This is a genomic window from Paenibacillus marinisediminis (assembly GCF_054343325.1).
In genome coordinates this window covers 369,407-386,644 of record NZ_JBTGUH010000003.1, presented here as the reverse complement: position 1 = coordinate 386,644, position 17,238 = coordinate 369,407, and the positions used below count along the sequence as shown (strand labels likewise).

15 protein-coding genes are annotated in these 17,238 nt (G+C 48.0%); all 15 read right to left on the bottom strand.

The features are described from left to right. Positions 1 to 77: 77 nt before the first annotated feature. Entirely contained in the window at positions 78 to 386 is a 309-nt protein-coding gene (locus ACXX53_RS11070) for a YlmC/YmxH family sporulation protein (protein ID WP_458568703.1), read from the bottom strand. A 135-nt stretch (positions 387 to 521) separates the two neighbouring features. Next, positions 522 to 1,304: an RNA polymerase sporulation sigma factor SigG gene (gene sigG, locus ACXX53_RS11065; RefSeq protein ID WP_458568702.1), complete on the bottom strand. Its 783-nt coding sequence runs from the start codon at positions 1,302 to 1,304 to the stop codon at positions 522 to 524. Positions 1,305 to 1,464: 160 nt separating this feature from the next. Further along, positions 1,465 to 2,187: an RNA polymerase sporulation sigma factor SigE gene (sigE, locus tag ACXX53_RS11060; protein WP_458568701.1), complete on the bottom strand. Its 723-nt coding sequence runs from the start codon at positions 2,185 to 2,187 to the stop codon at positions 1,465 to 1,467. Positions 2,188 to 2,251: 64 nt separating this feature from the next. Next, entirely contained in the window at positions 2,252 to 3,247 is a 996-nt protein-coding gene (locus tag ACXX53_RS11055; protein WP_458568700.1) for a sigma-E processing peptidase SpoIIGA, read from the bottom strand. Between the two features lie 388 nt (positions 3,248 to 3,635). Further along, positions 3,636 to 4,760, bottom strand: coding sequence for a cell division protein FtsZ (gene ftsZ, locus ACXX53_RS11050; protein ID WP_458568699.1), 1,125 nt, complete (start codon positions 4,758 to 4,760; stop codon positions 3,636 to 3,638). 64 nt (positions 4,761 to 4,824) lie between these two features. Then, complete coding sequence (gene ftsA, locus ACXX53_RS11045; protein ID WP_458568698.1) at positions 4,825 to 6,063, bottom strand: cell division protein FtsA; 1,239 nt, start codon at positions 6,061 to 6,063, stop codon at positions 4,825 to 4,827. 289 nt (positions 6,064 to 6,352) lie between these two features. Next, positions 6,353 to 7,156 (bottom strand): cell division protein FtsQ/DivIB, encoded by an 804-nt coding sequence (locus ACXX53_RS11040; RefSeq protein ID WP_458568697.1) that lies wholly within the window; start codon positions 7,154 to 7,156, stop codon positions 6,353 to 6,355. A gap of 58 nt (positions 7,157 to 7,214) precedes the next feature. Continuing rightward, a complete protein-coding gene (gene murA / locus ACXX53_RS11035; protein ID WP_458568696.1) occupies positions 7,215 to 8,513 on the bottom strand; it encodes a UDP-N-acetylglucosamine 1-carboxyvinyltransferase in 1,299 nt (432 codons plus the stop codon). A gap of 16 nt (positions 8,514 to 8,529) precedes the next feature. Further along, the gene (gene murB, locus ACXX53_RS11030; protein WP_458568742.1) at positions 8,530 to 9,435 is read right to left on the bottom strand and encodes a UDP-N-acetylmuramate dehydrogenase; all 906 of its coding nucleotides are present in this window, start codon (positions 9,433 to 9,435) and stop codon (positions 8,530 to 8,532) included. A 214-nt stretch (positions 9,436 to 9,649) separates the two neighbouring features. Then, the gene (gene murG, locus ACXX53_RS11025) at positions 9,650 to 10,756 is read right to left on the bottom strand and encodes an undecaprenyldiphospho-muramoylpentapeptide beta-N-acetylglucosaminyltransferase (protein ID WP_458568695.1); all 1,107 of its coding nucleotides are present in this window, start codon (positions 10,754 to 10,756) and stop codon (positions 9,650 to 9,652) included. Between the two features lie 5 nt (positions 10,757 to 10,761). Next, complete coding sequence (spoVE, locus tag ACXX53_RS11020; RefSeq protein WP_458568694.1) at positions 10,762 to 11,859, bottom strand: stage V sporulation protein E; 1,098 nt, start codon at positions 11,857 to 11,859, stop codon at positions 10,762 to 10,764. A gap of 55 nt (positions 11,860 to 11,914) precedes the next feature. Beyond that, positions 11,915 to 13,339 carry a UDP-N-acetylmuramoyl-L-alanine--D-glutamate ligase gene (murD, locus tag ACXX53_RS11015; protein ID WP_458568693.1) on the bottom strand — a complete coding sequence of 475 codons (1,425 nt, stop codon included), beginning with the start codon at positions 13,337 to 13,339 and terminating at the stop codon, positions 11,915 to 11,917. 4 nt (positions 13,340 to 13,343) lie between these two features. Beyond that, entirely contained in the window at positions 13,344 to 14,306 is a 963-nt protein-coding gene (mraY, locus tag ACXX53_RS11010) for a phospho-N-acetylmuramoyl-pentapeptide-transferase (RefSeq protein WP_458568692.1), read from the bottom strand. A 30-nt stretch (positions 14,307 to 14,336) separates the two neighbouring features. After that, a complete protein-coding gene (locus ACXX53_RS11005) occupies positions 14,337 to 15,740 on the bottom strand; it encodes a UDP-N-acetylmuramoyl-tripeptide--D-alanyl-D-alanine ligase (RefSeq protein WP_458568691.1) in 1,404 nt (467 codons plus the stop codon). Then, positions 15,737 to 17,233 (bottom strand): UDP-N-acetylmuramoyl-L-alanyl-D-glutamate--2,6-diaminopimelate ligase, encoded by a 1,497-nt coding sequence (locus ACXX53_RS11000; protein ID WP_458568690.1) that lies wholly within the window; start codon positions 17,231 to 17,233, stop codon positions 15,737 to 15,739. Before ACXX53_RS11000 ends, ACXX53_RS11005 begins: the two co-directional genes overlap by 4 nt. Between the last annotated feature and the right edge of the window lie 5 nt (positions 17,234 to 17,238).

Here is a 17,238-nt window from a genome sequence, read left to right as displayed (position 1 = left end):
ATTCGGGTAACGGCACACACAATAATTCATCTGCCTCCGTACTAGTTTACCACAGGAGGGGCTGCCCCGCATCCGACCTACGGTTTATACGGCTGCAGGGCATGTTCGGTTTCTTCCATTTTCACCGGACGAGGTTCTTCCATCTTCACCAGCACAACATCCGTTCCGATCTTGACGATATTGCGCCATGGTATGATCAGCTCCGTACCACCGCCAAACAGACCGAGGAACTTACTGTAATTAGGCACTACAACGGCTTCTATTCGACCCTGCTTAAGATCTAGCTCCAGATCACTAATTTGACCAAGCTTCTTACCGTCCACAATGTTGATGACGTCCTTCGTTTGAAAGTCTGATATTTTCAATCCGCTCACCACACTTGTCATTTGGTCAGGCTGCGCCCGTTTGAACTAGTATATGTGGCGAATTCTCAAAATGTCCTGTCCCACTTTCATACTGCCAACTGATTTCAGCATCATCTAAAAAAAAGCCGATGCTTGCGCAATCGGCTTCAGTACGTTTTAAGTGCGAACATGCTTCTGCATCTGATTGATAGCTGACTTCTCCAGCCGCGATACTTGAGCTTGCGAGATGCCGATCTCATCGGCAACCTCCATCTGTGTTTTCCCTTCAAAGAAGCGCATAGATAAGATCATCTTTTCTCGCTCATTCAGCTTCCGCATCGCCTCGCGAAGCGCTATTTCTTCTATCCAAGAAACGTCCTTGTTCTTGTCATCACTGATCTGATCCATTACATAGATGGGATCGCCCCCATCATGGTAGATCGGCTCGAATAAAGACACGGGATCCTGTATCGCATCCAACGCGAACACGACATCCTCCTTAGGTACGTTTAGGGCTTCCGAGATTTCATGAATCGTAGGCTCGCGTGAATTCTGATTCGTCAAGGAGTCCCGAATCTGCAGCGCCTTATAGGCAATGTCTCTCAAGCTGCGCGAGACGCGAATCGGATTGTTATCTCGTAAATAACGGCGTATCTCGCCAATAATCATCGGAACTGCATACGTAGAGAATTTTACGTTTTGACCTAAATCAAAATTATCAATGGCTTTCATAAGACCTATACATCCTACTTGAAACAAATCATCAACGAATTCACCTCGGTTATTAAAGCGCTGAATGACACTTAGAACGAGACGTAAATTGCCATTCACCAGCTTTTCCCGAGCGGATAATTCATTTCGTTCCTGTAGAGCCACGAACAATTCGCGCATTTCGGCGTTTGTGAGAACGGGCAGCTTCGAGGTGTCGACACCGCAAATTTCGACTTTGTTTCGGGTCATACATCATTACCTCCCAAGGAGAAACATTAATGTTCATTATCTCCTTGGACCCCCGAATTATTCCTCCACGGACTTCGAACAAGAGCAGTTTCATATCAGGCAAACTGCCCCTAATACATAGAAAACCGCCTCCATCAATGATTTGAAGGGGCGGCAGGGATCATAACATTTTATTGAATTCTTTGCGAAGCCGTTTAATGATTCGTTTCTCTAATCGAGATATGTAGGATTGAGAAATGCCCAGCATATCTGCTACATCCTTCTGCGTCTTCTCCTCGCCGTCGGATAATCCGAATCGAAGCTCCATAATCATTCGTTCTCGGTCGCTCAGCTTATCAAGCGCCTTGTGCAGCAGTTTGCGATCTACCTGTTCTTCGATGTTTTTGTAAATGGTATCATTTTCAGTACCTAGAACATCGGACAACAGCAGCTCGTTTCCATCCCAGTCAATGTTAAGCGGTTCATCAAATGACACTTCTGTACGCGTCTTGCTGTTCCGTCGCAAGTACATCAAGATCTCGTTCTCAATACAGCGTGAAGCATAGGTAGCGAGCTTAATCTTCTTCTCAGGATCGAATGTGTTGACAGCTTTAATGAGTCCTATCGCGCCAATGGATACTAGATCCTCAATATGAATGCCTGTGTTCTCGAATTTGCGGGCAATATATACAACTAATCTTAGGTTTCGCTCAATAAGCATTCCACGTATGGCAGAATCGCCCGTAGTCAGCCGATCCAAGAGATATTCCTCTTCTTCTCTTGTCAAAGGCGGCGGCAGCGCTTCACTTCCGCCTATGTAATAAATGTCTCCTCGCTTTAAGCCTAACAACAGCAATAAACGATATATCTGAATCTGCATAAACATTTTCATTTTAAACCGCATCGCCGATCCTCCTCATGGACGCAACTGAATGATATCGAAGACTGGAGATCCCTGAAAGCTGCTATTACGACGCCTTCGATGCCGATGGAGCGGAATCTTCCGGTTTCTGCAAGGAAGCTGCTATTAAATCTGGATGGATAATCGCCTCAAATTGCTCATCCCTGGATAATTGACCGCTGTCTAACCCAATAATGACTTGTTTGCATACATATGTATGAGAATTATGAATAATCTGAATGTAGTCGGGTTTGAAGCCGATCATCCACTGCGTCTTCGCATTCACACCGCGATACGGCAGAAGGCGAAGTCTTGCGTCATCGATCGTACTGCTCGAATACGTTTCGGCACCTGCCGCTTCAGCTCCCGTTAATTGAGTTAAGGCATCCCAGGATGTTCCTTCAAGAGAGCATCTGAGCCAACGCTCAGGCAATACACCTTTCCACATGTCCGCATTCGTAATGACGACCGGGGCACCTGATAGAGGTTCTTTCAAGCCGTTGCCTGTATCGATCAACCCTCGGCAGGACCTGGTCATACCTCCAATTCCGATCTCGATGTCAGCCAAGAAGCTTTCCATCTGCTTTCGGGATTGCTGCTGTTTCCATACCAAGCGGTAGCATAACATAGCTGCAAGCAATGCAAGCAGCATAATACCCGCTCCCATCTTCATCTCTTGACTAATGTGCCACTCACTTTGATTCGAGATGATGGACCATGATGAAGCATCATGCAGCAAGTACTGAACGCCGAACGCTCCACCCGCAATAACAAAGGCGTTGAAATAGAAAAAAAGCATATTGCGCAGTAAATATCCAAGATGTTGATATCCGAACGCAACGATGAGCATACATATAGAAATAAGCACTTTGCCAACTAATGTAAGCATCTGAGGCACAATCGGCAGAAACAATAAACCGGCATACGCTGTGCCAATCGCTGTACTACCAATCCAACGCCATTTAGCCAATTGAATTCCTCGCATACGGGCGGTTAGATACAGCAGGGTGCCGTCCAGAATCACGTTCAATCCTAATACGAGATCAGCGTAGACGACTGTCAAAGCGATCCCCCTTTCCTGACTCGGCACTATGTAATGAAAGTTAGTATTAGTATAAAGTGGAGTAGTTTCGAAGTCTGTCTAACGCTGAAAGAGGAATGTCACTTTTTTTGTCGATACAAGTCATAAGCTTCTTAGCTTGGCGGCGACAGAATGCAATTGTCTTAAATATCTATTTAAATATGGGCAATGATCATAAAATGTGTTTAATAGATGAATGCAGATTATGATGATGTACGATAAGAAGAAGTATTCTGGAGTTAATGAGCATCTGATAAACTTATAGATTACATGCTCTGCTTACTCAATCTCAATAAAGAAAAGGTTGCCCAATCGTCATCTCCATGACAAAACCGGGCAACCCATTATACTTTATAAGCTAGATCGATCATTAATCGTGATTGTTGTTGCGTGGACGATTATTCCGCAAGAACGTAGGAATATCCAATTCACTTGGGTTTTCCGACATACCGAACTTGCGCGGTAGAACTTCTCGAGGCTCGCGAAGCTCTGGCGCCACATTGCTAGGAGTCTTGCGAACCGTATTAGGTTGAATCAACGGTTTATGCTCGAAGCCTGTCGCTATGACAGTAACCTTAATGTCATCCTTCATGTTCTCATCAATGATCGCACCGAAGATCATATTCACTTCTGGATCCGACGCAGCTGTAACAATCTCTGCCGCTTCATTGACTTCATACAGGGAAAGATTCATACCGCCTGTAATATTCATAATGACGCCGCGAGCGCCATCGATAGAAGTTTCGAGCAGTGGGCTCATGATTGCTTTGCGAGCTGCTTCTGCTGAGCGATTCTCGCCATTCGCGACACCGATACCCATAAGAGCTGAACCGCGTTCGGTCATGATCGTCTTCACGTCCGCAAAGTCCAAGTTAATCAAGCCTGGCACCTTGATCAAGTCAGAAATACCTTGTACCGCTTGGCGAAGGACATTGTCAGCTTCACGGAATGCTTCCAGCATCGGAGTCTTCTTATCGACAATCTCGAGCAATCGATCGTTCGGGATGACGATCAGCGTATCTACTTTCTCTTTCAAAGCTTCGATTCCCATCTCCGCTTGATTAGAGCGTTTACGCCCTTCAAACATAAATGGACGCGTAACGACACCAACCGTCAGCGCACCGCATTCACGCGCAATTTCAGCAATTACTGGAGCTGCTCCTGTGCCAGTACCGCCTCCCATACCTGCAGTGACAAAGACCATGTCTGCACCCTTTAGCGTATTGCTAATGAGATCACGGGATTCCTCCGCAGCCTTCTTGCCTACTTCAGGATTAGCACCTGCTCCAAGACCGCGTGTAAGCTTGTCTCCGATCTGAAGCTTGTGCTCGGACTTAGCGTAATGCAGCGCTTGAGCATCGGTGTTCACCGTAATAAACTCTACGCCCTGTACGCCGTTATCAATCATTCGGTTAACAGCATTACTGCCGCCGCCGCCTACTCCAATAACTTTTATCTGCGCAAGTGTGTCCATCTCAAATTCGAATTCCAACATGAGTTCTCCATCTCTCCTTTATTGTGCATGGATGGCATGAGGTCTAAACGCTCCATATACTCTATTAAATAAATTCACTGAACATATTCTTAATACGTTCCAAGAATCCTGGTTTCGCCTCCGCTTCAGTCGTTGCCGCTTTGCGCGGCGCGGACTTCTTCGCGCTTCCTCGTGGGCGAATCGCGCGCATCACATGATGCAGCACGCCGACTCCGCTGATAAAGCCCGGATCGCGCACACCAATAAAGTCTGGCACTGCGATACGAACCGACGTTTGCAGTTCTGCTTGCGCCGCATTCAGCACACCCGCCATGGACACCGTGCCGCCTGCTAAAATATATCCGCCAGGCAAATCAGTAAAGCCTAATCTCTTAACCTCATTCTTTACGAGGTGAAAGATTTCTTGAACGCGCGGTTCAATAACATTCGCCAAGAATACCTGGTCGAATTCCTTCTCTACGTTGCTTCCAATTCGCGTAACCTTAAATACGGCATCTTCTGAAGCATCATCAATCCAGGCGCAGCCAAACTTCAGCTTCACCTTCTCAGCTTGATCCGACATCGTACGCAAACCGTACGCAATGTCATTCGTAACGAAATCACCGCCTATCGGCAGTGTAGAAGTCGCTTGAAGCGTCCCATCCTTGAATATAGAAACCGTAGTCGCACCCGCACCTACATCGACAAGTACAGAACCGACCATCTTCTCATCCTTAGACAAAGCTAATTGTCCGCTTGATAACGGCATCAGGACAAGGTCCTTCACATGAAGGCCAGCCTTCTCCACACACCGCATTAAGTTATGTATAGCTGTCTTAGCGCCAGTGATAATAGTAGCATCCACTTCAAGTCGAACACCAATCATTCCACGAGGATCGTGAATATCGTGAAGTCCATCTACAACAAATTGTTTAGCGACTACGTCGATAATTTCACGTTCTGGTGGAAGCGCTATGACTTCCGCTGCTTTAAGCACTCGAACAATATCTTCTTCGCCAATTTCGCGATCTTCGTTCGAAACTGCAACCACTCCGTGGCTCGTTTGTAACCCGATATGATTACCGGTAATCCCTACATACACTTCCGATATTTCAATACCGACCATGCGCTCAGCGTGCTCGATTGCATTGCGAATAGATTGCACAGTCTGGTCAATATCTACAATCGCACCTTTTCGGATACCTTCCGATTCCGCAGAACCGACACCGATAATTTGCAGAGTTCCGTTGTTAATTTCTCCGATGATAGCGCGTACTTTGGATGTACCGATGTCCAAACTCACAATGATGTCATTGCTGCTCAAGCCGTGGCACCTCCCAATTCCAATTCAATGGTTTGTTGTATCCCCCGGACACCTTAATATGTATTCAACAAAGTTCAGTCATTCCCTCTTTATTTCTACAACTTTTTTCGTTGACGTCGAAAAAAAGAGATTTCGATGAGGTCTTAAGAATTATACTTGTCCACTATAGCGATGAACATAGTTCAAAATACCTAAATAACGAAAGGGAATTGAAGAAATTTGAAAAATCTCTCGAGAAATACCATAAAGTTTATTCTAGCATCATTTCAGTTTATTGAGTAGTGTCTTTTTACTCATCTGGACTTTCTTGCTCTTCTTGAGCTTCTTGCCCCTCGTCGCCATTCTCGCCCTTAGCTAGATTCGTATACGAGATATAGGAATCAGCCTCCAGCATCGTAATCTGACCAGGCTCCTGCGTCTCTACTACACCGCTTAAATACGCAATCTTATCCGGCAGAAAGCTTATCGTCGTGACAACTTCAAAACCGGAACGAGTATAGAGCTTAATTCGGTCCGCATACGAGGAAGACGGAAAATAACAAATCTCAGAAATATCTGCAAGCAATCTGTCAGGTATAAGCGCCAACTGTTTGCCCAGCTCATCCTTCAGATGCTTCGCCGCCGGTTCGTTCCAGTTGGTCAACAGAGGCTTCTCCAGTACAAACTTCTTGCTGTTGGACAGCACTACATCGGAGCCGTTCTCTAGAATGGCCATAACTTGTCCATCTGCAGACAATTCATAAGCGACTACCTTATACTCTTGAAGCTGCACATCTACTCGACCCGGAAAATGCTTCTCTAATGTAACATCCTTGATGTATGGAAACTGCACCTTGATTCGTTCTGCCGCCTGTGCCTCCGTCACTCGAAAGAATGGTTCGCCCTTCTTAACGCCGCTGACAGTCTGAAGCACTCCAGGATCTGCGTATGTATTATTCACAAATCGTACTTCTGTGATCTTGCTGATAGGCGATCGGAAGAATAGGACGCCAAGAATGACGATAAACAAGAAAACTAAGAGCCAGACGAGTTTCGTTCCTTTTCGCTTCTTAGAAGGCTTATCTGGTAATGGCGGGATAGCTCTAACCTGCATCGCTTAAGTTCCTTTCTTACCTGTAATCCCCTCCTTGCGGGAGGGGACTCGCATCCTGCTATGCTTGCTTCATATCAATCGCTGAGTAATCTAGATTCTGATTAACGGAATAGCGTTCAATATTAGCGCCTAGTCGGGTAAACATGTGTTCAATTCGATCATATCCTCGGTCAATGTGATGAACCTGTTCGATCACTGTTCTACCTTGAGCAGCCAGCCCCGCGATTACGAGAGCTGCACCTGCCCGCAGATCAGTAGCCTCCACTGTTGCGCCATATAATCGAGACTTCCCTTTAACGTATGCGCTGCTGAGATCAACCCTGATATCGGCTCCCATTCGGCTAAGCTCATCGACATGCTTGAATCGGCCTTCGAATATCGTTTCCTTCATAACGCTTATTCCGTCTGCCAATGACAGGAGCACCATAAGCTGTGATTGAAGATCTGTCGGAAACGCAGGGTAAGGTGAGGTAACGATTCGCTCTACAGCCTTAGGACGACCAAAACTCGTTACGTTGATTATACCATCACTAATAGCAATCTGCACACCCGCGCGACGCAAGATGTGGATCAATGAAGTCAAATGACCCGCATGCGCATTCGTCAAAGTAACAGCGCCCCGAGTTGCGGCAGCCGCAATCATCAATGTACCTGCTACGATGCGATCCGGCATAATCTCATAACGACAGCCGCTTAGCTCTCTAACACCTTCTACCGTTATCGTATCGGAGCCTGCGCCGGATATTCTAGCACCCATTTTATTTAGAAAATGCTGTAGGTCTACAATTTCCGGTTCACGGGCAGCGTTCGTCAATACGGTAGTCCCTTCAGCCAGCACAGCAGCCATCATAATGTTTTCTGTGGCTCCAACACTTGGAAAGTCCAGATGAACGTCAGTTCCAATCAGTTTCGATGCGCGACACGTAATTCGATTGCCTTCATAGATCAACTTGGCACCCAGTGCCTGCAGCCCTCTTAAATGCAAATCAATCTTGCGCTCACCGATCGCACAGCCGCCTGGTTGATAGATATGCACTTCCTTATAGCGAGCCAGCATCGGCCCCATAAGAAAGATCGAGGATCGCATTTGACGCATCAGATCTTCCGGCACATGAGAGGAATGAACCTCTGTGTTGTCAATGGTGATAGTATTTCCTTCGGTTGATGTCCGACAGCCGATGCGGCGCAAAATATTCTGCATCACCTCGATGTCCAGCAGCTTAGGTACGTTATCCAATTGAACGACACCGTCGGCTAAGATGGCAGCAGCCATTATCGGTAAAGCGGCATTTTTCGCGCCATGGATACGAATGGTTCCCGAAAGAGGTTTTCCACCCTCAATCACCAATTTGTCCAATGTATCACCTCCGAGATTACCACTCACCCACCACTAATACTTCCGGCACTAACTCTACTTCATACTTGTCACGAATCGTATCTTGTATATGCTTCATCAGGGTGAGTACGTCTGACGCTGTTGCTTGCCCGGTGTTTACAATGAAATTGGCGTGCATCTTGGAAACCTCGGCCCCACCGACAGTGAAGCCCTTAAGCCCAGCCTCTTCAATGAGACGTGCCGCAAAGTTTCCGGGTGGATTGCGGAACACGCTGCCACAACAAGCCGCAGTAAGCGGCTGTGTCTGCAATCGCCGTTCCTTATTCGAAGCAAGCGCATCGGTAATTGTCGCACGATCTCCATGCTCCATACGGAACGTCGCCTCCACCACAATTCCTTTACGTTCATGCAGAACGGAATGGCGGTAAGAAAACTGCATCTCCTCCACGCTGTAAGTCACCAATTCCCCTGTCTCCAGTACAATCTCAGCTGATTCAAATATACGTGACACATCAGACCCATGCGCGCCAGCATTCATATACACGGCCCCGCCGACCGTGCCAGGAATACCACCTGCGTATTCCAGACCGGACAACCCTGCTCTGCTCGCTTGAACGGACAGCTTGATAAAAGAATATCCAGCTCCTGCGGTTACCTTGTTTCCATCGATATGGAAATAATCCAAGCTCTTCTTCGTTTGGATGATGACTCCTCGAAAGCCCTTGTCACTTGCAAGCAGGTTTGACCCTCGTCCGATAGTCATCCAAGGAATACCGCATTCATTAAGCAAACGAATGGTTTGTATGATCTCCTGCTTGCCCTTTGGTTCGACCATGACGTCCGCAGGACCACCAATCTTCCATGTCGTATGCTTGGATAGGGGTTCGTGAAGTGTATACGTTCCTAGGTCTAGTTGAGAATATTGACTGATAAAGTGCTGTATCATCGTTGAACCTCCTTGTTCCTTTTCGTTCTGTCCGCTCCTTATCAGCATCCCGAATGCTTAACCGTTAAGGCTACACCATCAGGGAGATAGTCACGATTATAGAGTATCTTATGACAGAATATCATGTTGTGTGACAGACGCCCAATAGGTCATATTCTCAACTTCTTTATAAGAGTGATAAGCGCCTAACATAACAAAAAGCGGGCAAGTGTTACTTGCCCGACAAACGTTTGAGTTCAGTTACGATGCGCATTGCAGAATCAGGATGTCCAAACAGCTTCGTTTGACTCGACATCTGCTTGCGTTTCTCATCCTGCTTCATCATACCCTCGATCTGAGCGAATAAGATCTCAGGTGTCAATTGCTTCTCCGTGATCATAATGGAAGCACCGGCTTGCTCTAATGAGCGGGCATTTGCTTCTTGATGATTATTTGTCACGTTCGGAGACGGAATTAAGATGGACGGAATGCCCAATGCTGTCAATTCCGCGAGTGACGAGGCTCCAGCACGACTCACGATCAATGTCGTCGCGGCTAATACTTCTGGCATATTGCTGATATAAGGAAGCACATGGAGGTGGTTGCGCACATTATCGCTCGCTTGCTGCACCGCCTTGTACGTATTGTCGTAGTAATGCTGCCCTGTTACATATACAAAGTGGACATCAGGCAAACGTTTCAGCATTGGAACCATATCAATCATCGCCTGATTAATCGTTCTAGCCCCTTGACTTCCGCCCACAACTAACACGATCGGACTGTCCACCGACAGGCCAAGCGACGCAAAGCCTCGTTCACGATTCGCTTCCATGACGGCTGTGGCGCGCGGATTACCGCTGAAGAGCACGTTCTTAGCTCTTGTAAAATACGGCTCAGACTCTTTAAAGCTAACTGCTACAGTATTAACGTAGCGGCTCAAAAATTTGTTGGTCAGACCAGGTATAACATTCTGTTCATGAATGAGTGTCGGAATGCCTAGCTTTGCGGCTGCATACAACACAGGACCGCATACATAACCGCCAGTACCGATAACAATATCCGGTTTAAATTTGCTCAACAGTTGTTTTGCTTTTGATACACCTTTGATGAATCTCATAACTGTCTTTGCATTTTCAAATGACAACTTACGCTTGAATCCTGTAATTTCGATCGTTTCAAACGGAATTCCTGCTTCACGAACGAGCTTGCTCTCTAATCCACGTTCGGTTCCGATATATAAAAAAGCGCTCTTGGGGTCCTGCTTCTCGCATTCCCTCGCGATAGCAAGCGCCGGATAGATATGACCTCCGGTACCTCCTCCGCTTAGCACGACGCGCATGCCGTTCACCTCGCATAACGTGATATGTTTAGTAATATTCCCAATGCTGTCAACATTAAGGTTAGTGATGATCCGCCGTAGCTGATAAGCGGCAGCGTTATTCCTGTGACTGGCATTAAGCCAACAACTACACCAATATTTATGATGACCTGCACGGCCACAATGCCCACAATTCCAGCGGCCAAGAAACTTCCGAAATTATCAGGCGCTGTTAAGGCAACGCGCATCCCTCTCCATACTAGCAGTAAAAATAATAGGATAACAGTTATACAGCCAATGAAGCCAAGCTCCTCAGCTAGTATAGAAAAAATGAAATCGGTCTGCGGCTCAGGCACGTAGCTATATTTCTGTCGGCTTGCTCCAAGGCCTAGTCCTGTCAATCCACCCGGTCCGATCGCATACAACGATTGAATCGCTTGATAACCTGCGCCAAGCGGATCGCTCCACGGATCCAGAAAAGAAGTGATCCGTTTCAAGCGATACGGGGCAGCTAGGATCAAGACGACAAAGCCCATCGCTCCGATAAGCGCCAGCGACATCAGATGCTGAATTCTAGCGCCGGCAATAAAGATGACGAGCAGCGCTGCACCCATCATCACAGTGCCGGTTCCCAGATCAGGCTGCAGCATGATCATGCCGAATGCCAAGCCCATGATGCCGAGGGCTGGCAGCAGCCCGGTCGTAAACTTAATAATGTTGTGCTGAGGCTTGGACAAATAAAAAGCAAGAAATATAATCATCGCGAGCTTCATAAACTCAGACGGCTGGATTCCAAACGAACCGACACCCAGCCAGCTGCGCGCTCCGCCGCGAACATCTCCAATTCCCGGAATGAGCACGATCAGCAATAAGCCAAAGCAAATAACCAGTCCTACTTTAGCATAACGGTTCCAGATATGGTAGTCCACATTCATGGTAAAGAACATGGCTGCCAATCCGAGCACTGCAAACAGCAGCTGACGCTTTACAAAATAGAACGAATCTCCATAGTCATGGAATCCCAGTACGGCTCCCGCACTGTAGACCATAACCATTCCGATTGCTAACAACGATACGACTGCAATGATCAGCCACACATCGGGCGCGGTTTTTGCTTTGACCATACGGCACACCTCATCTATCAATGTAGAGGCTCAAACTAGAGTTTGTACAACCCCTCTACTTAAGATTATGCACCGCTTCTTTAAACATGCTTCCGCGTACTTCATAAGACGGGAACATATCCCAGCTTGCGCATGCCGGCGACAACAATACAATGTCACCTGGCTCTGCAAATTGCCGTGCCGATTGCACGGCTTCTTGTATCGCAAGTGCGGCGTCTTCTACATTGTCGACGACACTTACATTGTTCAAACCCGCTTCTAATGCCAGATCCCGTATAACATAGCGCGTTTCGCCCATCGCGACAACTGCTTTTACGCGTTCCTGCAGATATGGGATCAGCTCCTTGAACGCCAATCCTCTATCCAAGCCGCCAGCGATCAGCACCACGCGATCTGGAAATGCACCCAGAGCATTCTCTGTAGCAATCGTATTCGTAGCTTTGGAGTTGTTAAAGTATTGAACGCCTTGCCATTCGCGCACCCACTCCAAGCGGTGCTCGACGCCTCTAAACTCGCTTAGCGGCTTCTTTAACTGCTCTGGCTTGGCGCCAGCAGCAAGCGAAATCGCTGCAGCAGCAAGTGCATTGTCTACGTTATAGCGTCCCGGCAAGCCGATCTCGTCAACCGAGATTAGGACTTGCTCCGCGCCAGATTCATCACGGAATACGATATGGCGCTCCATATCATTTTCAGTACCTTCAGTGAAAGGCGGAGAAACGAACACGCCGACTTCCACTTCCTTGCGGGATGAGAACATATAGACTCGAGCTGGTACGCAGTCTTTGAGTGATGCAGATACAGGATCATCTGCATTGAGCACGGCAATATCGGAAGCTGTCATATTTCCAAACAATTTCTTCTTAGAATCGATATAATCCTCTATCCCGCCATGATAGTCCAAGTGTGTCTCCGCAATATTCAACAAGCAGGCGATTTGAGGATGAAACTGATGTGTACCTTTGAGCTGAAAGCTGCTAAGCTCCAGCACCACCGGTTGATTTGCCTTGGCATTTTCCGCCACACCGATAAATGGTGTACCAATATTGCCTGCTACGATCGGCTGAAGTCCTGCTGCATCGAGGATTTGGCCCACCCAAGTTGTAGTCGTGGTCTTCCCATTGCTGCCAGTAATGCCGATAATCGGCGCTGTGCACAGATGATACCCGACCTCGATCTCGGTTACGACTTCGATGCCAAGCGCAATAGCCTGTTGAACAGGCGCGGCAGAATAAGGGATCCCTGGGTTTTTAACGACCAAAGCCACATCCGCATGAATCAAGTCATCAGGATGACCTCCCAATACAACAGAAATGCCCAAAGCTTCTAATGCAGAAGCTTCGGGACATTGATCGCGTCCTTTTCTATCATTAATCGTGACTTTCGCTTCGTGTTCATGAAAGCGCAGCGCAGCCTCGGTGCCGCTCTTGGCCATGCCTAAAATAACCACTTGCTTGCCTCGGTACATATCTGGATGATTCATTATTCTACAGCCCCTTGTTAATCCATAATCCGAGTCCTGCCAGCACGATGCCTACCGCCCAAAAGGTGATGACAACGCGCCACTCCGACCATCCAGACAACTCAAAATGATGGTGGATTGGGCTCATTTTGAACACGCGCTTACCTCGTGTCTTGAATGAAACGACTTGAATAATAACGGACAACATCTCAATGACGAATATGCCGCCGATAATTATAAACAATAGCTCAGTTTTAGTCAAAATTGCAACTGCTGCGATTGCTCCCCCGATTCCGAGTGAGCCACTGTCACCCATGAATACTTTAGCGGGATGTGCGTTGAATACGAGGAAGCCGAGCACTGCCCCTACCATAGCAGCAGCGCACACCGCAGCTGATATCTCGGAGGACTGCAATGCAATTATGGCGAATGCCGCGAATGCAATAGCACTCGTACCGGACAACAGTCCATCTAAGCCGTCGGTGAAGTTAACCGCATTGCTGATCGCCAGCATCATCAGAATGACGAATACATAGTAGAACCAGCCGAGGTCAAGACCAAGGTCAGTACCTGGAATGCCAACGAACGTGCTGTGGCCCGATTGGAATAAGAGCACACATACGATTCCTGCAAACAGCAATTGTCCAAACAATTTCTGCCAAGCAGTTAATCCCATCGAACGCTTGAACACGATCTTAATGTAATCGTCCAGGAAGCCGACAAGTCCGAAGCCTAATGTTGCAACTAATATTACGTAAAAGTCGGTATCGATTACAGAAAATTTCATAAATGCTAGCGTAAAAGCAAGCAAAATAATGACGCCGCCCATCGTTGGCGTTCCTGCTTTCTTGAGATGGGCTTTTGGTCCATCTTCCCGCACCTGCTGCCCAAACTTTAGACGTCTAAGCAGCGGTATGCATAACGGGCCTAGTATGACTGATAGTAAAAAAGATATTCCTAGTGTCATTATTATTAGCTTGAAGTCCATTCTTGTTCACCTCCCGTTACTGCATGCTGGCTAATGTATTGTTGTGATCCAATCCTTGATGATTTCCTCTAGGTTCGTTCCAAAAGAGGCCTTAACAAGGACGGCATCATGCGGCTTCACCAGTTGCAGCAACGCCTGACGCAATTGTTGTTTATCTTGATAGCTGCGGATCCGATCATCCGCCATATGCTCGCGTGCGCCATTCGCGATCTCTTCTCCAAGACGGCCGTAAGTTAACAGCACGTCGACGTTATCCGGCGTCAATGTTCTCCCGACTTCACGGTGAAGCTCCACCTCTTGCTCGCCAAGCTCCAGCATATCACCAAGTACGGCGATCCGTTTTCCGCTGCGCATTGAAGCGAGCACCGTTAAAGCTGCTTTCATCGCAGACGGACTTGCGTTGTACGTATCATTAAGCAGCGTCCAACCCTCGTCTGTCACGATCTTCTCAGATCGGCTTCCCGTGATGCTGGCATCGCGCAGTCCCGCTGCAATCATCGGGTCCGGCACTCGCAGCAGACGACCAACCGCAACAGCGGCCAGCGCATTCATTACGTTGTGCTGACCAAGAAGCGGAACCGTGAACATGCTCGTGCCCACCTTAGGCGATGTGATCGAGAAGGACATTCCATCCTCAAGCTGCATGATGCCGTCTGGTTTATAATCATTGGACGTATCCATTCCAAATGTAATGATCTCCATACGAGCAGGCTTTAGCGTTTCTTGCTCGTTGAACGCTTGACGCAGCAGCGGATTATCGCCTTCGCTGACCAGCACGCCGCCTTCCTTCAAGCCAGAAATAATCTCCATCTTAGCTCGAGCGATCTCTTCTCTTGAACCGAGCTGCAGCAGGTGAGCTTCGCCTGCATTCGTGATCACCGCTATATCCGGCTTCGCAATCATCGACAATTCGTGAATCTCGCCGCGTCCGCTCATTCCCATTTCCAGAACGATCAGATTCGACTCAGCCGGCATGCTCAACACCGTGAGCGGCAGACCAATATGATTGTTGAAATTGCCGTTCGTCTTGTGAACGACGTATGCCTGCCCCAGCACAGAGGCGATCAGATCCTTTGTCGTCGTCTTGCCGTTGCTGCCAGTTACCGCCACGACCTTCACCTGACGCTGAGCTAGATGCGCTTGCGCCAGATCCTGCAGCGCCTTCAGCGTGTTCGGTACGACAACTAATGGCAGCCGTGCTTCAGGCAGCGGTTTATCCGCTTGCCATAGGGCAACCGCCGCTCCATCCTGTATAGCTTGTTCGACGTAGTCATGACCGTCGAAACGTTCGCCGCATAGCGGTACGTACAAGCTTCCCGGTTGGATACTGCGCGAATCCCTGCAGACTCCTTTTACAATGATGTCATTGTCTTCTTCATGCTGCAAGGAGCCGCCGGTCACCGACGCTATCCATTGTAGATTTGCTTCAATCACTGCTTCAATCCCCTTATCGCTTCCTCGGCGACTACACGGTCGTCGAAGTTTAATATATCTTTGCCAACGATCTGATACGTTTCATGCCCTTTCCCCGCAATCAATACTACATCGTGAGGGCTTGCCATTTCAATAGCTTTCGTAATGGCTTCGCGACGATCCGCAATCATTTCATAGCGATCTTGGGATACTCCGTCCGCTTTTAATCCTGCTTCGATATCGATCAGGATCAGGTTCGGATCCTCTGTGCGCGGATTATCCGACGTTACAAGCACGTAATCAGCGTACTTCGCAGCAATCTGCCCCATAATAGGACGCTTCTTGCGATCGCGGTCGCCGCCGCAGCCGAATACACACAATACACGCCCTTCAGCAAACTCCTTCACGGTCGAGAGTACATTATCCAATCCATCCGGCGTGTGCGCATAGTCAACTATAACAGAAAATGGCTGCCCTGCGTCGACAGCTTCCACTCTGCCTGCTACGCCGGGAACAGATTCCAAACTGGCTACGATGGCAGACAGTTCAATTCCTTCAATTAAGCCGGCGGATATCGCTGCCAGCGCATTATACACATTGAACTTGCCTACCATGCGCAGCTCGACGTGCTGCGACCCGCGGAACGTATCCACGTGGAAACTGGTTCCCTTGGACGTAATACGGATGTCGCTTGCGCGCACATCAGCGTCTTCATGCATGCCGTACATGATCGTTTCCGCGGAAGTCAAGGATCTAAAGTAGGCACTTGCTTCATCGTCCGCATTCAGTACAACGTAGGAGCGCTCTTGCTCCTTCTCAGAAAAGGTATTGCCTAATCGAGAGAAGAACAAACCTTTCGCTTCACGATAAGCATCCATCGTGCCGTGATAATCCAAGTGGTCCTGTGTTAGATTCGTGAAGATTGCTGTGCGGAAACGGCAGCCCTGCACACGCCCTTGATGCAGAGCATGCGAGGATACCTCCATCGCGCAAGCCTTTACGCCTTTATCAGCCATATCACGAAGCGAACGCTGCAATTCATAGGCGCTAGGCGTTGTGCCTGACATCGGATGGGTCTCGCCGGCATATCTCATTTCAATTGTACCGATAACACCGGATTCTAGTCCTGCATCCATCAGTATTTTTTCAATTAAAAAAGTAGTTGTCGTCTTTCCGTTCGTGCCCGTAACGCCAATCAATCGAAGCTCTTCGCTAGGATGGTTGTAATAAGCGTTTGAGAGTACCGCAAGCGCATATCTCGCATCCTTCACCAGCAGCTGCGGAATGTCTAGATCAAGTGGACGTTCGACTACAAGTGCCGCTGCGCCTGCTTCTACAGCTTGAGGCGCATATCGATGTCCATCATCCGCAGTTCCTGATATGCAGAAGAACAGATCCCCCGGCTGAACGCGCCGAGAGTCCGCTGCAATTCCTGTATATTCTGTGAAAGACTCCCCAATAACTGACGATGTTAACAATCGGGAAGTTGCTTCTGACAAGCTAAATGATTTCATTTCCC

Excerpts from the sequence above, each read along its gene's own strand:
- ACXX53_RS11070 (WP_458568703.1), bottom strand. The coding sequence starts at position 386 with ATGACAAGTGTGGTGAGCGGATTGAAAATATCAGACTTTCAAACGAAG.
- sigG (WP_458568702.1), bottom strand. The coding sequence starts at position 1,304 with ATGACCCGAAACAAAGTCGAAATTTGCGGTGTCGACACCTCGAAGCTG.
- sigE (WP_458568701.1), bottom strand. The coding sequence starts at position 2,187 with ATGCGGTTTAAAATGAAAATGTTTATGCAGATTCAGATATATCGTTTA.
- ftsZ (WP_458568699.1), bottom strand. The coding sequence starts at position 4,760 with ATGTTGGAATTCGAATTTGAGATGGACACACTTGCGCAGATAAAAGTT.
- ACXX53_RS11040 (WP_458568697.1), bottom strand. The coding sequence starts at position 7,156 with ATGCAGGTTAGAGCTATCCCGCCATTACCAGATAAGCCTTCTAAGAAG.
- murG (WP_458568695.1), bottom strand. The coding sequence starts at position 10,756 with ATGCGCGTCGTGCTAAGCGGAGGAGGTACCGGAGGTCATATCTATCCG.
- spoVE (WP_458568694.1), bottom strand. The coding sequence starts at position 11,859 with ATGGTCAAAGCAAAAACCGCGCCCGATGTGTGGCTGATCATTGCAGTC.
- murD (WP_458568693.1), bottom strand. The coding sequence starts at position 13,339 with ATGAATCATCCAGATATGTACCGAGGCAAGCAAGTGGTTATTTTAGGC.
- mraY (WP_458568692.1), bottom strand. The coding sequence starts at position 14,306 with ATGGACTTCAAGCTAATAATAATGACACTAGGAATATCTTTTTTACTA.
- ACXX53_RS11000 (WP_458568690.1), bottom strand. The coding sequence starts at position 17,233 with ATGAAATCATTTAGCTTGTCAGAAGCAACTTCCCGATTGTTAACATCG.